We start from the raw sequence: 13600 nt of genomic DNA on the forward strand, positions 1-13600 counted from the left end.
GATCCCAATTTAGTCATTAAGCCAAACCCGCATTGTAAAGTGAGCAGCTTAGATGTCAATCAAATAAGAATCAATTTCATTTTCATTCCCATTAATGGAATTAATATCACACAAATTGATGATAGAGATAAAATAAAAAAACAGTAATGTACAAAAAATACATTACTGCTCATAAGGTTATTGTGATTTTAGTGCTATCAGCTACTTTTGATTGAATTAAGTAATGAGACGCGTTGTTGCTCTATTGAGGTTACTTTAGAACAAACTTGTTGGCCAAATTGCTGGAAGCTTTTTTCTTGTTTTTTCCATTCAGATTCGAGCTCTTGTTGTAACCCGCCTAAGTTCCCTAACATACCTTGTAGCGCTTTATTAGCATCACCACCCGATAATAATTGCTTGCGCCCCATTTCGTTGATGCTGTCTTGTAAAATGCCGCCTAAGCTTTCATTAACTAGCTCTCGCCCTTTCGCTTCAACGGTTTTCATGGCTTCATGGTGAAACACATAACCACTAGGGCGAGTCTCAATAATTTGGTTGATTTGCCCATTAAGCTCTTTTTCTAATTTTGTTAACCGGTTACGGATATTGCTATCGCTACCGACCACTTTAACGACAACTTTGTCTATCGTTTCCCTTGAAGTTGATAATTTTTTTTCTGATTCTTGTTTTATCCAAGGTAAATCCTGACGGATAGCGGCTTGGTAACGAATCGCTTGCTGCTTTTGGGCCTCTGTTGCAGCAACATTTTTACCGTTAAGCGTGATATCACCATTTGGCGTAATTTTTAAATCGCCACTTGCACCAATAACTTGCACACTTTCAGGTGTCATAACGATGTCATCCTTTGGTGTTACAGAACAGTTATAATCTGCAGCTTGGCTCGTCGCACAAGCAAGGAGTGAAAATGCAATTAATGTACGGCGTAACATAAAATCTCCTAGTAGAGCATTAATTAAAAAACAGAACGCCCAATTCGTTTCGATAATAACTCTAAAGCCGCACAACCGACTAAAGAGTTCCCCGCCGAGTCTAGCTCAGGTGACCAAACCGCTACGGTAAATTGGTTTGGAACCACACAAACAATACCGCCACCAACACCAGACTTGCCGGGCATTCCTATCCGAAATGCAAACTCACCAGAACCGTCATACATACCACAAGTCATCATTAATGCATTGATTTGCCTTGATTGTAGTGGCGTGATGATGGGGTCAATAGAGCAAGATGACATCCCTTGCGATGTTAAATAGGAAAAACACCTCGCTAATTCAACACAGTTCATACTTAGAGAGCAATAATGAAAATAAGTTTCGAGAACCGTTAAAACATCATTTTCAAAATTCCCAAAAGATTTCATAAGATAAGCAATAGCTGCATTACGACTGGCGTGTTCCAATTCTGAACGAGCGACAACCGTGTCATAACTGATATCCGGTTCACAGGACAACTTTCGGACAAACTCTAGCATGCGCTGTTTAGGTGCGCTTAGGCGTGATTGCAACATATCAGCAATAACAATGGCTCCCGCATTGATAAACGGGTTTCGAGGTATCCCCTTTTCCATTTCAATTTGAATTAACGAATTAAAGGGTAGCCCTGAGGGTTCTTTACCTACGCGGCTCCAAATTTCCTCTTCCTCATAACGTGTCATTGCAAGCGTGAGGCTTAATACTTTTGAAATAGATTGAATTGAAAAACGTTGATATGCGTCCCCTGCGGTGAAAATATCACCGTCAATCGTGGATACCGCAATGCCTAAATGGTGGGAAGGTACGCAACCTAAAGCAGGAATATAATTTGCAACACAACCTTGCCCAATCAGTGGGCGAACTTGGTCTAGGATATCGTTGAGTAGCTGGTTAGAAAACATGGCGCTCAAAACGTTGACTCCAGATAGTATTTGCAACAGAAAATAAAGGCACCCAATTTTTGGATGCCTCTTCAAGCGACTGAAAGCTCAGTTTATTTATTGAGATTGACTCAATAAAATTATTCTTCCCACCAAACATCAAACAGCTCAGAAACGACGACGTCATTCATGCCTTTTGATTTTAGCCAATTTTCAACAATTTGACGGTGCTCTTCGGTACATTTGCCAATTTTTTGTAAGCAAACGATCCCTTCCCAGTTCATATAGCCACTTGCTTCAAACGCCAAACCATTCGGTTCAATCGCTTCTGCAATCAGTTGGTCAACGGTGCTGTCAACTTCCTCAATCGGCGTACCTTCTTTAAAGCTCCACTTAACAGTAAAGCCTAACTCTTGGAACTCATCCAAGCGTAATTTTTTACGTAAACGACGACTACGTGGTTGTTTAGCCATTATTTGATCCTCTCAAACATTAAATCCCATACACCGTGCCCTAACCGCTGGCCGCGCTTTTCAAATTTTGTTTCTGGTCTTGTTTCTGGACGAGGAACGTAATCACCTGATGGTGATAAGTTTTTATACCCTTCGACACTCGTCATCACTTCAAGCATATGCTCTGCATAAGGCTGCCAATCTGTTGCCATATGGAAAACACCGCCGATAGCTAGTTTGCTACGAATTTTTTCTGCAAACGGAACTTGCACAATACGGCGCTTATTATGTTTCGCTTTATGCCATGGGTCAGGGAAAAATAACTGAACCATCGCAAGGCTGCCGTTTGGGATCATGCAGTCTAAAACTTCTATTGCATCATGGCACATCACCCGTAAATTGGTGACGTTTTCTTCTTTTGCTGATGCTAAACATGCGCCAACACCGGGAGCATGAACTTCAATACCTAAAAAGTTTTTATCTGCATTCTGAGATGCCATGGTCACCAATGAGGCGCCCATCCCAAACCCAATTTCCAAGGTAACTGGATTTGAGTTATTGAATACTTTGGCAAAATCAAAAGGTTCATTGATAAAATCGATGCCTTTTTCTGCCCATTCTTTTTCTAATGCGTCTTCCTGACGTTTTGTCAGACGCCCTTGACGGCGGACAAAACTACGGACTCGGCGCATAACCCGCCCATCTTCATTATATTCGGGGGAGATAACATTATTGATCATAATAAAGGTTCTAAAATGAGTGCCCAATTAAGTTAATGTGCCAACAATCAAGTTTATAAGGTGATTGGTTACCAAACCTATCAATTTACAGCCCTAAATGCCCAAGTTGTAGTGATTAACTTTACCCTTGAGGCATGATGGATATCGGAGTTTAGCAAAACTTCCACAAGGATGCAGTTGATAATTCGCTAACTTTACACTAAACAACACAATAGCGGTTTACAGCCCCCTTCGTCTATGTTGCAATTCCTACCATGACTGGAAATATCAATAAAAAATAAAATTATTAATGGAAGCTCAACAATTTTCATCTGCAGTACTTAACTGGTATCACAAATATGGTCGTAAGACGTTGCCATGGCAACAGGAAAAATCGTCCTACCATGTTTGGTTATCAGAAGTTATGCTGCAACAAACCCAAGTGAGTACTGTAATCCCTTATTTTGAGAAGTTTATCTCTCGCTTTGAGGATGTGACCGCCCTTGCCAACGCTCCTCTTGATGAAGTTTTGCACTTATGGACAGGGCTCGGCTATTACGCCCGGGCTAGAAATCTCCATAAAACCGCTCAAGTGATCGCGACTCAATATGGTGGCTCATTTCCCACTACATTTGATGAGGTTTTAGCGCTGCCCGGGGTTGGCCGGTCCACTGCTGGGGCAATTTTATCATTATCGCAAAAACAGCATTATCCTATCCTCGATGGTAATGTTAAACGCGTATTAGCTCGAGTTTATGCGGTTGATGGCTGGCCGGGTAAAAAAGAAGTCGAAAACCGTTTGTGGGAAATCAGCACTGATGTCACCCCACAAGTGGGAGTTGAATTTTTTAACCAAGCGATGATGGATTTAGGCGCAATGGTCTGCACTCGCAGTAAACCAAAATGCGAACTATGCCCGCTTAATTTTGGCTGTATGGCCTATGCTAATCATTCATGGCAAAACTACCCAGGTAAAAAACCAAAACAGAAAATCCCTGAAAAGAGTGCTTGGTTTCTAATTATTCAGCACGACGATGATGTGTGGTTAGAACAACGCCCACCATCCGGTATTTGGGGGGGATTATTTGCCTTTCCACAGTTTGATTCTTTAGAGCAACTCAATGATTGGCTGAACGAATCTGGCTTTGAGTATACTCAATTAGAGCAATTAATTTCTTTCCGTCACACATTTAGCCATTTTCATTTAGATATTATCCCTGTAAAAGTTAAGATTCAGGCATTTAATTCTGCCATGGATGAAGGCAAAGGACTCTGGTATAACTTACACTTAGGCGCAACTATCGGCCTTGCTGCCCCAGTTGAAAGTTTACTAAAACAGCTCGCCTTACTACCTGATATTTGAGGAAAAATTAATGAGTAGAACCATTTTTTGTACATTTTTACAACGTGATGCAGATGGGCAAGATTTTCAGCTTTACCCAGGTGAGTTAGGAAAACGTATTTTTAACGAGATTTCAAAAGAGGCGTGGAGCCAGTGGATGGCAAAGCAAACCATGCTCATTAATGAAAAGAAACTTAATACGATGAACCCTGATGACCGTAAAATGTTAGAACAAGAAATGATTAAGTTCTTGTTTGAAGGCCACGATATCCATATTGATGGCTATACTCCTGAAAAATAATCTGTTTGTCTACCTACTTAGTAGGTAGACTTTTGCCCCAAGACTGTGAATCGTATGAAAAAACTATTTGCGCTGAGTTTGTTGATCCCTCTAATTATTTCTTGTTCTAGCAAGCAAAAATCTGACTTTAACCCTGATTATGTCAAAGATACCAATGGGTTCGATATATTAATGGGTCAATTTGCCCACAATATTGAAAATATTTGGGGCATTAAAGAAGTGTTAATTGCGGGTCCAAAAGACTACGTAAAATATACCGATGAATACCGAACTCGTAGCCATATTAATTTTGATGCAGGGACCATTACGGTTGAGACTATTTCAGCGGTAGAGCCTTCACAGCACTTAAAGAAAGCTATTGTCACCACCTTATTAATGGGGGACGACCCCAATTCCATTGACCTCTATTCTGATATCAATGATATTCCTCACAGCAAAGAACCCTTTTTATTTGGCCAAGTGCTCGATAACACAGGAGAAGCGATTCGTTGGGAATGGAGAGCCACAAAGTTTGCTGATTATCTGATTGAAAATAAAATGCAGCGCAGACAGTCTGGTATGAATATTGTTTGGTCCGTGACTATGCAATTAGTACCAAACCATTTAGATAAACGGGCTCATAAATATTTACCTTATATTAAGAAATCTGCGGCCAAATATGGTGTTGATGAGTCATTAATCCTCGCGATTATGCAAATTGAGTCGAGTTTCAACCCTTATGCAGTTAGCCGCTCTGATGCGCTTGGTTTAATGCAAATTATGCCAAATACCGCCGGCAAAGATGTTTTCCGCTCACAAGGGAAATCCGGTGTTCCTAGCCGTAGCTATTTGTTTGACCCAGAAAAAAATATTGATACGGGTACGGCTTACTTAGCCATATTGCAAAACAGCTACTTAGGCGATATTCGTAATCAAACCTCACGCCGTTATGCTGTTATTACCGCATATAATGGCGGCGCAGGCAGCGTTCTGCGGGTGTTCCACAGCGATAAAAAGCAAGCCGCGCAGCGTATTAATAATTTAGAACCGGGTGAAGTGTATGAAACCTTGTCCACTAAGCACCCTGCTGCAGAGTCACGTAATTACCTGATTAAAGTGAACAAAGCACAGAAAAATTATCTACGTTAAAATTTTCCAATAGTGAATGCCAGCCAAAATCTGATTTAAGGCTGGTATTAGTCATTAACCTTAATAATTTTATGTGTTTTCGATTAAAAACTAGCTAACATGTTGAAAAAAAGCGCATACAGTCAAAAGTTTATTGAAAGCGCCTTGACTCAACCAATGAAATCAGGTTTAATACGCTCCGTTGCCCGGATAGCTCAGTCGGTAGAGCAGGGGATTGAAAATCCCCGTGTCCTTGGTTCGATTCCGAGTCCGGGCACCACCTTATTATCAACAGACGTCAACCGACGTCTGTTTTTGTTTGTAAAGCCCGCTAAAATCAACACTCTCCCAAAGTTTCAACTCCACTGAATTCTACTCGATTCTACCCACATCAACCCCATTGTGCGGGTACAATTGCGGGTATACACTAGTTCGATAGAATTTTGTACCCATTTTATCTCTCAGGAAGCTCACTATGGCACTGACTGACGCTAAAATTCGGGCGGCTAAACCCGATGTGAAATCCTATAAATTAACCGATGGTGCAGGTCTGCACTTATTGGTTCACACTAATGGTTCTAAGTACTGGCGATTACGCTATCGCCACTTAGGTAAAGAGAAAACCTTAGCATTGGGTTTATACCCTGATGTCTCTTTATCAGAGGCGCGTTTAAAACGTGATGAAGCAAGAAAATTGATTGCTGACGGTATTGACCCGTGCGAACAAAAACGTGTGGCTAAAGCAGCTTCTGATGCTAATCTCTCTTTTGAAACCATCGCAAGACAATGGCATGCCAGCAATAAAAAATGGTCTGAATCACACAGTGAAAAGGTTTTAAAGAGTTTGGAGTCGCATGTCTTTCCTTATATTGGATTACGCGATATCACTACCCTCAAAACCCCTGACCTGCTTATTCCTATCCGTGCAGCAGAAAGTAAAGAGATTTATGAGATAGCTGCGCGTTTACAGCAACGTATTTCTGCTGTCATGCGTTATGCGGTGCAATCCGGTATTATTGGTTATAACCCTGCTATTGATACCGCAGGGGCTGTAACGACTGTACAACGCCAACATCGTCCAGCTCTTAACCTTGACCGTCTACCTGAACTCATTGCCCGTATCGATGCTTATAAAGGGCAACCCGTCACTCGCCTAGCTGTGATGTTAAATTTATTAGTGTTTATTAGGTCAAGCGAACTTCGTTATGCGCGTTGGTCTGAAATTGACTTCGATAAAGCCTTATGGACGATTCCTGCTCAGCGAAAGCCTATACCCGGCGTTAAATTCTCACACAGGGGCGCTAAAATGCGCACTCCGCATTTAGTTCCCCTTAGCCACCAAGCCATCACTATACTGAAAGAAATTTGGACATGGACGGGTGAACATGAATTGATCCTAACGGGCGCTCATAATCCCTTTAAACCCATGAGTGAAAATACAGTCAATAAAGCCTTACGTGTGATGGGCTATGATACGAAGACTGAAATTTGTGGACACGGTTTTAGAACGATGGCGTGTAGTTCATTAGTTGAATCAGGTTTATGGTCGAAGGATGCAGTAGAACGTCAGATGAGCCACCAAGAACGTAACTCAGTGAGGGCTGCTTATATTCATAAGGCAGAACATATAGACCAACGCCGATTAATGGTGCAATGGTGGGCTGATTATTTGGATGCTAATCGGGAACAAACTATTTCGCCATTCGACTTTGCCAAATTGAATAACCCAATGATTAATACCGGCGGTTAAAAATCAAATAAAAAACAGTTTAATTCTCTCATCTGGGGGCCTATTTGGGGGCCTCTGTATTCGATATAGACAAGAGCCCCCAAACAGTCTAAAAAGCACTATAAATTAAAATGTTAATCAAGATTAATCAACAAATTGCATCTATTTCTACGATTTGACTATGAGTACGATCTTACATGAAAAAGACTTTAACAGCGCTTGTATTGAAACACAGATGGCGCATAGCAATAAAAATGCGATACGTGGAACCTATAACCATGCGCAATATTTAGAAGGTAGACGAGAAATGATGCAGTGGTATGCCGACTATATCGATTCATTGAGAAATGGTGGCAATATTGTTCATGGGAATTTTAATCGTCAAAACGCATGATAACTAACCACGATTTATCGTAATACATCTCATTCAATAAAGAAGTTTTATCACTGAAAGCCTCTGTCCTCACGGACAGGGGCTTTTTTGCTTTTAAATCAACCTAAAAGGAAATTATCATGGAAAATTACATTCGTTGCCCGGCCTGCGATTCAACTCGCATTCGTGAACGTCATATCGGGAAAAAGACAGGAGCTGTTGCTGGTGGCGTATCAGGCGCACTAGCTGGAGCGTCTATCGGCTCTGCTGTTCCTGTTGTAGGGACGATTGCTGGTGCTGCGGTAGGCGCTCTATTTGGACGTTTAGTCGCTGGAGCTACTGCTGGGGCTGTGAGTGGTTCAGCTTTAGATGGCGTGGTATTTGATCGTTATGAATGTATCGAGTGTGAATATACATTTGATTGATAGCCATAAGTTAACGGAAACCCCTGATGGGGTTTCGTTAAAGGATGGTACTTATCTGATGGTTATTTTTGTATTAACCTGCTTCCATATCAAGATATTCTTTTATGAGTTTGCATAGATCAGTATACCCTTTTTCATAGGATGTATTTTTCCAGCCGTACCACCATTCAGAGCGTCTAAAACTACCCATTAACGGATTTACAAGCGAAATAACATTTTCATTAAGCTTGTCTTGTCCAGTAAAATGCTTTCCAATACCAAAATAAACCGATGAGTTAGTTTTCTCAATTAGAATAGAAAAAGGATCTGATCCATTTTCGATCAAAACACCAGTCTTAGTTAATTCACCTTCCTTTCCTTCTTGGACATTCAATAGTGGAAAATCTTCTCTTAACGCAGAAGTCCATTTTTTAAAAATATCTTCTTTTTGCTGGGAAAGAATAGTATTTATTCGAGACTGAAGCTCGTTTACCTGCTTTAATTCACTTTCTAATTTTTCCACATTTTCAACAGAACAACCTTCTTTAAGATCAAATTGCTGATAAATAAACTCATTGATTTCATTATTCATTTTTTCGTCTCGAGGTCTTTTACAAAAACGGCCGTTAAGATGATCAATATACTGGCTATTGAAGCAGTAAAAATCATTGTCTTTATGCTTAATATTAGGAAGTACTGATGACTCTAACCATTCAATCAGCGTTGGATGATATGGAGCCACTTTGGTTTTCTCTTTGAAACTTTCAGCATAGGTTGAAAGGGTCGCATTTAAGTCTTTTTCAGCGTTCATACTCACTAGATAAAGTAGATGTATGTTCTCATCTATGTATCCTTTACCTTTACACTTATCAATATACCGCTTCAGTTGCTCTTGCTGGTCTACTGCATCATTGATTTTATTTTCTATGATGAGGCAGTTTTTTCCATCCTGAATCAAAATATCTATTCGATCTTCTTCTGGCTTAATTGATGTTTTTTCATGATTGAAAACAACATCATAATCAAGGAATGTGTTAATAAATGATTCCAGAAAGATATACTTTCCCTGCTCTTTAAAATTTAATATTTCAGAGAGAATAGCACTATGCCCATTTTCATTGATCCCAAGTACATCAATAAGATTAGCTGTACGTCGCTCAGGTTTATGATGTGACTTGATTTCATCAATACTCTTTATTATCGATAAAAAGCATTGGTATTTTTCGAATTTTCGTTGAAAAATAAATGCTGTAATAGCATTCTTTTTCTGTATCAAATCTAAAAAACGCTGACAATCACTATTCATACATCAACCTATCATCCTAACTGTTATTTATTCTCGGTTGAGACTAAACGCCACCACCAACGCCTTTGAATTTCTCAATAAACGTACTTATCTTTTGAAATACGGTTTGTTTCTTGGTTTTGTACTGAGGATTGAGTGGGCTTAGCTTAGGTAGTACTTCATTTAACTCCGTACCATTCTCTGTAGCGTACTCTCGTTTCAATGAGTTTTTGATATAGCGTTTTGCCGCCTCTACATTCAGGTTTTCTTCTGCAATCAGTTTCTCTGCTTCTTGCTGTTGCTCTTTTTGTGCAAAGGTAAAGAAGGCATCAATGATACTGGCTTTATCTGGCATCTCATCGAGATTGGTTTGGTTGATAAAATCGACCACCAGCTCTTCTTTGGCACGATTTCCTTAGCTCGAACGAATCAAACGTCTTACATCTTCTGTGAGTGATTCCTTGCTCTTCTTCTGCTTATTGTGCTCAAAGATAAGACCGAGGATATAATCGAGGTTAATCTCTTGGGATTTCAGGAGGTCAACTTCAAAAACGACATCATCCCATTCTACCGTTGCGTTATTTTTTTGATTCACTGCTCGCTCTTTTCGCTGCCAATCACGAATATCGTTATAGGCTGAACGATAATCCTGAATTTTACGGTCGTCTGGGTGTAGTGGTCAACAAAAATTGGTCACAGTTTTAGAGCTTTCCCAATATAATCGTTCTGATTCATTGGGCGTTAAGCCACCGTTATATTGATGCGGTCTAATCTGACTATAATACCCAATTGTTCCATAAAGTCTAAATCATGCCAAAAACATTTCATCATTTTGCTGAAAATAGCCTCATAGCGTGATGATTGAACTGACCCTAGTTTATTGGACAGGGGCTTTTTTCGTTTTAACCCACGCAAATTGAGATCATGATAGAAAGCATAACATCTTATCGGGATTGTAAGGCAACTCATTATCCTGCTCTAAAACGTCATTAATCATTTTTAAAGCGAGTTGCCTGTTTTTCAGCTGATTGGCTGCGTATTTTCATGAATGGAGATCACCCAATAACGGCGTTTTTCATGGTAATACGCAATTGGCTTTTTATATCAATATCATCTTCTAAAGGGAAATAGATCCCTTTATCAAAATATCGCCATTAATTAAATCACAATACATCAATAATAGGACACGAATATGCGTATAACAGCGACGGCTTCCCCATGCCTAAAATCGGGGATGATTTCTGTTTTTATTACGAATTTAGGTAAATATAACGAAGGTGAACTTGTTGGTGAGTGGCTTGAGCTTCCGGCAACCTCAAAAGAAATAGAACACTGTTTAATGCGGATTGGCATTGATGGTATTCACTATGAAGAGTATTTTTTGACCGACTATGAATCCTCCATTGATGGCCTTTCTTCTTACATTTCAGAATATAGCCTTTTAGATGAGTTGAACGAGTTAGCCACGCGATTAGCCATGTTATCGCCAGATGAAATTGACCTTTATCAGGCGGCAATTGAAATCGGTTCTTCAGCGAGTTCAATCCATGATTTAATTTATTTAGCGGATAATTTAGATTCTTTCCAGCAATTAGCGGGGGTCAATAATGAATATGATTTAGGTTATTACTGGATAGAAGAAAGTGGTTGTTATGATTTAGCCCAACTGGGTCATTTATCCCATTACTTTGACTATGAACGCTATGGACGTGATATTTGTCTTGAACAAGGCGGTATTTTTCACAGTGGAGGATATGTTTATCATACGGGTGGGTAGATAGGATAACAGAATGAGAGTCAAACCGCTTTCATCTCTTAAGGCGGGAAATAAAGAATGTCGTGGTACCCCAATGATATCCATAAGCTAGAACGTTAATCAAACTAAACTCTATTTTAAGCCATCTTCACGGATATCCGTGAAGATGGCTATTATGGTATTCTTTTTTTATTTAATTCAAACCATTAAATGGATATTTATCTTACTGCGGTGACAAACGTTGAGGGGTTGAGTTTATTGAGCTTACAAAACGCGAGTGTAGATAGTGAACTCGATTCAGATTGCTCGACAAGCGTTTTCCATTCTTGATTGATGCGTCATTTTCCCATTTTAAATCTCCTTATGGTCGGAGACTTGATCTTATTATTTGTGCTAGATGATTAGAATACGGGGTTTATGACGCGCTTACGATCCTGATGAATGGTAGTATTACTATAATAATGCTCGAACTGACCAAGGAAAAATGTGTTGTGGACGAACGCCTATAGAAATGTTATTGGATGGAAACGGATTTGGGCTGAAAAAAATTTAACCCAAATATAATCTGACAGACACCTGTACAAATAACTGGTAACTGTCAGATCGAGTCTGAACTAGTACATTTTAGGATCTATCAACAATCACTCTGACATGTTTCAAAATCGCATCACGCCATTTTTAGAAGCACGATGTGCAGAACTCGGTAAATATGTCCCTTTGGTATTCAAAGCATTCCACAGGCAGCCAGTCTTGAGCACAAATAATATGGCATCCATAGCTGCGCGGTTATCAACCCGTTTACGGTTAGTTCCGAGCGGATGATTTGTTTTGTATTCAGGGATAAGAGTTGTTATTTTTTCCGAGAGTTCATCACTAATCTGACAATAACGGCTTATCATACGTTCCCCCTCAGAAATTATCGTAACTAATTATATTATATAACAATTTCTTTTTGGATTGGCTCTTAAAGTAATAATTTGCATATTTTATCCATCAGCTCTTTGAGCTTTAGTGATAGTTTAACTTAATGTTTTATTCTCATTAATATTCTTTGTTTTATCTTCAAAGTGTTGTTTAAAAATTAAAACATCACTCATTTTTACCTTACCATGCCTATTTCTTTTAGGTAAAGGCAATCCTTCTAATTCACATGTAGTTCTATATAACATAGCTAAATATTCTGCTTTAACACCAATATATAGGGCAAAAGAATCTATATCAATATTCATATTTTAACCTAAGTAAAATAAATCTATTTATAGCCATTAGGGTTTTGCGATTGCCAACGCCAGCTATCGTTCACCATATCTTGCACGGAGTACTGAGCTTGCCAGCCTAAATCAGTAAAGGCTTTATTAGGGCTAGACCAGCACTCAGCAATATCACCGGGGCGGCGAGCAACTATTTTGTATTGGATCTGTTTGCTTGATGCCTTTTCGAAAGCAGCGATCATTTCTAATACACTAGTACCTTTACCCGTACCTAGGTTATAGATATGTAGGCCTGCTTGATGGCTGACATTATTTAATGCTGCAATATGACCGCTAGCTAAATCCATAACATGGATATAATCACGAACACCAGTACCATCTGGTGTTGGGTAGTCAGCGCCAAATACCATGACTTCTTTATGACGACCAACTGCTACTTGAGCGATATAAGGTGTTAGGTTATTTGGAATACCCTGTGGGTCTTCACCAATTAAACCTGATTGGTGTGCGCCAACGGGATTAAAGTAGCGTAGTAAAGTAACCGACCAATCGTTATGTGGAATATGCAGATCAGCAAGAATACACTCAACCATATATTTACTGGTGCCATATGGGTTGGTAGTACCACCGACTTTAGAGTCTTCGGTTAATGGTACTTCTTCTGGATCACCATACACAGTAGCCGATGAGCTAAAAATTAAGCTTTTGACGCCCGCTTTTTGCATACTGGCAAGTAATACTAACGTGCCATTGACGTTATTATCATAATACTCAATCGGTTTTTGAACGGATTCACCAACCGCTTTTAACCCAGCAAAGTGGATCACCGATGTGATTTGGTGCTCAGCAAAAATCGTATCCAGAATAGCGTTATCACGTACATCACCGGCATAGAAGACAGGTTTTTTACCTGTGATGGTTTCAATGCGGTTGAGTACTTCTGGGTTGGCATTACATAAATTATCTAAAATAATTGGCTGCATGCCTTGTTCAATCATCTGCACACAGGTATGGCTACCAATGTAGCCAAGACCGCCTGTGACTAAGACCTTTGTATGATTCATTTTAAATT

Annotated in this window: 14 protein-coding genes, 1 tRNA gene and 4 pseudogenes; 9 read left to right on the plus strand and 10 right to left on the minus strand. The window is 39.7% G+C overall.

Annotated elements, in window-relative coordinates; genetic code table 11:
* Positions 1-197 precede the first annotated feature (197 nt).
* From M1F25_RS17565 to trmB, 4 genes are all read right to left on the minus strand, one after another.
* Positions 198-929 carry a DUF2884 domain-containing protein gene (locus M1F25_RS17565; RefSeq protein WP_181488614.1) on the minus strand — a complete coding sequence of 244 codons (732 nt, stop codon included), beginning with the start codon at positions 927-929 and terminating at the stop codon, positions 198-200.
* Between the two features lie 23 nt (positions 930-952).
* The gene (gene glsB / locus M1F25_RS17570) at positions 953-1879 is read right to left on the minus strand and encodes a glutaminase B (RefSeq protein ID WP_094962054.1); all 927 of its coding nucleotides are present in this window, start codon (positions 1877-1879) and stop codon (positions 953-955) included.
* Between the two features lie 110 nt (positions 1880-1989).
* A complete protein-coding gene (locus tag M1F25_RS17575) occupies positions 1990-2322 on the minus strand; it encodes a YggL family protein (RefSeq protein ID WP_004264672.1) in 333 nt (110 codons plus the stop codon).
* Complete coding sequence (trmB, locus tag M1F25_RS17580; protein ID WP_004264669.1) at positions 2322-3041, minus strand: tRNA (guanosine(46)-N7)-methyltransferase TrmB; 720 nt, start codon at positions 3039-3041, stop codon at positions 2322-2324. The genes M1F25_RS17575 and trmB overlap by 1 nt, the downstream gene beginning before the upstream one ends.
* Before the next feature lie 289 nt (positions 3042-3330).
* On the opposite strand from trmB, the gene mutY reads away from it, so the two are divergent.
* The 7 genes and pseudogenes from mutY to M1F25_RS17615 all read left to right on the plus strand — a co-directional run bounded on the left by mutY (position 3331) and on the right by M1F25_RS17615 (position 8297).
* On the plus strand, positions 3331-4383 hold the full coding sequence (mutY, locus tag M1F25_RS17585; protein ID WP_164564667.1) for an A/G-specific adenine glycosylase: 1053 nt from the start codon (positions 3331-3333) through the stop codon (positions 4381-4383).
* 10 nt (positions 4384-4393) lie between these two features.
* On the plus strand, positions 4394-4663 hold the full coding sequence (locus M1F25_RS17590; protein WP_042848738.1) for an oxidative damage protection protein: 270 nt from the start codon (positions 4394-4396) through the stop codon (positions 4661-4663).
* A gap of 54 nt (positions 4664-4717) precedes the next feature.
* Entirely contained in the window at positions 4718-5791 is a 1074-nt protein-coding gene (gene mltC, locus M1F25_RS17595; RefSeq protein ID WP_004264664.1) for a membrane-bound lytic murein transglycosylase MltC, read from the plus strand.
* A gap of 183 nt (positions 5792-5974) precedes the next feature.
* Positions 5975-6050 (plus strand) — tRNA-Phe (locus M1F25_RS17600).
* A 195-nt stretch (positions 6051-6245) separates the two neighbouring features.
* Complete coding sequence (locus M1F25_RS17605) at positions 6246-7520, plus strand: tyrosine-type recombinase/integrase (protein WP_181488616.1); 1275 nt, start codon at positions 6246-6248, stop codon at positions 7518-7520.
* Between the two features lie 157 nt (positions 7521-7677).
* Positions 7678-7893, plus strand: a pseudogene (locus tag M1F25_RS17610) (tyrosine-type recombinase/integrase); the annotation flags it as partial.
* 119 nt (positions 7894-8012) lie between these two features.
* Positions 8013-8297, plus strand: coding sequence for a hypothetical protein (locus M1F25_RS17615; protein ID WP_008913927.1), 285 nt, complete (start codon positions 8013-8015; stop codon positions 8295-8297).
* 73 nt (positions 8298-8370) lie between these two features.
* Here M1F25_RS17615 and M1F25_RS17620 read toward each other — a convergent pair whose 3' ends face one another.
* A complete protein-coding gene (locus tag M1F25_RS17620) occupies positions 8371-9582 on the minus strand; it encodes a PD-(D/E)XK nuclease family protein (RefSeq protein ID WP_181488618.1) in 1212 nt (403 codons plus the stop codon).
* A gap of 43 nt (positions 9583-9625) precedes the next feature.
* Positions 9626-10231: pseudogene (locus tag M1F25_RS17625) on the minus strand (type I restriction endonuclease subunit R, EcoR124 family); the annotation flags it as partial.
* Positions 10232-10753: 522 nt separating this feature from the next.
* Between M1F25_RS17625 and M1F25_RS17630 the strand changes: the two are divergent.
* Positions 10754-11338: an antirestriction protein ArdA gene (locus M1F25_RS17630; protein ID WP_181488620.1), complete on the plus strand. Its 585-nt coding sequence runs from the start codon at positions 10754-10756 to the stop codon at positions 11336-11338.
* Positions 11339-11535: 197 nt separating this feature from the next.
* On the opposite strand, the gene tnpA is transcribed toward M1F25_RS17630, so the two are convergent.
* Positions 11536-11652 carry an IS66 family insertion sequence element accessory protein TnpA gene (tnpA, locus tag M1F25_RS22485; RefSeq protein WP_405127820.1) on the minus strand — a complete coding sequence of 39 codons (117 nt, stop codon included), beginning with the start codon at positions 11650-11652 and terminating at the stop codon, positions 11536-11538.
* Between the two features lie 116 nt (positions 11653-11768).
* On the opposite strand from tnpA, the pseudogene M1F25_RS17635 reads away from it, so the two are divergent.
* Positions 11769-11881 (plus strand): annotated as a pseudogene (locus tag M1F25_RS17635) (IS481 family transposase); the annotation flags it as partial.
* Positions 11882-11980: 99 nt separating this feature from the next.
* Here the strand turns inward: M1F25_RS17635 and M1F25_RS17640 are convergent.
* The 3 genes and pseudogenes from M1F25_RS17640 to galE all read right to left on the minus strand — a co-directional run.
* Positions 11981-12216, minus strand: a pseudogene (locus M1F25_RS17640) (transposase); the annotation flags it as partial.
* 120 nt (positions 12217-12336) lie between these two features.
* Positions 12337-12546, minus strand: coding sequence for a hypothetical protein (locus M1F25_RS17645; protein WP_064497187.1), 210 nt, complete (start codon positions 12544-12546; stop codon positions 12337-12339).
* A 23-nt stretch (positions 12547-12569) separates the two neighbouring features.
* Positions 12570-13592 (minus strand): UDP-glucose 4-epimerase GalE, encoded by a 1023-nt coding sequence (gene galE / locus M1F25_RS17650; RefSeq protein ID WP_181488622.1) that lies wholly within the window; start codon positions 13590-13592, stop codon positions 12570-12572.
* Between the last annotated feature and the right edge of the window lie 8 nt (positions 13593-13600).

The sequence above is a fragment of the Providencia sp. PROV109 genome, from assembly GCF_033681625.1.
Lineage (GTDB): Bacteria > Pseudomonadota > Gammaproteobacteria > Enterobacterales > Enterobacteriaceae > Providencia > Providencia hangzhouensis.

Coding starts and splice junctions, on each gene's coding strand:
- M1F25_RS17645 (WP_064497187.1), bottom strand. CDS start 12,546: ATGAATATTGATATAGATTCTTTTGCCCTATATATTGGTGTTAAAGCA.
- M1F25_RS17575 (WP_004264672.1), bottom strand. CDS start 2,322: ATGGCTAAACAACCACGTAGTCGTCGTTTACGTAAAAAATTACGCTTG.
- galE (WP_181488622.1), bottom strand. CDS start 13,592: ATGAATCATACAAAGGTCTTAGTCACAGGCGGTCTTGGCTACATTGGT.
- M1F25_RS17605 (WP_181488616.1), top strand. CDS start 6,246: ATGGCACTGACTGACGCTAAAATTCGGGCGGCTAAACCCGATGTGAAA.
- M1F25_RS17620 (WP_181488618.1), bottom strand. CDS start 9,582: ATGAATAGTGATTGTCAGCGTTTTTTAGATTTGATACAGAAAAAGAAT.
- M1F25_RS17565 (WP_181488614.1), bottom strand. CDS start 929: ATGTTACGCCGTACATTAATTGCATTTTCACTCCTTGCTTGTGCGACG.
- M1F25_RS17590 (WP_042848738.1), top strand. CDS start 4,394: ATGAGTAGAACCATTTTTTGTACATTTTTACAACGTGATGCAGATGGG.
- M1F25_RS17630 (WP_181488620.1), top strand. CDS start 10,754: ATGCGTATAACAGCGACGGCTTCCCCATGCCTAAAATCGGGGATGATT.
- mltC (WP_004264664.1), top strand. CDS start 4,718: ATGAAAAAACTATTTGCGCTGAGTTTGTTGATCCCTCTAATTATTTCT.
- trmB (WP_004264669.1), bottom strand. CDS start 3,041: ATGATCAATAATGTTATCTCCCCCGAATATAATGAAGATGGGCGGGTT.
- M1F25_RS17615 (WP_008913927.1), top strand. CDS start 8,013: ATGGAAAATTACATTCGTTGCCCGGCCTGCGATTCAACTCGCATTCGT.
- mutY (WP_164564667.1), top strand. CDS start 3,331: ATGGAAGCTCAACAATTTTCATCTGCAGTACTTAACTGGTATCACAAA.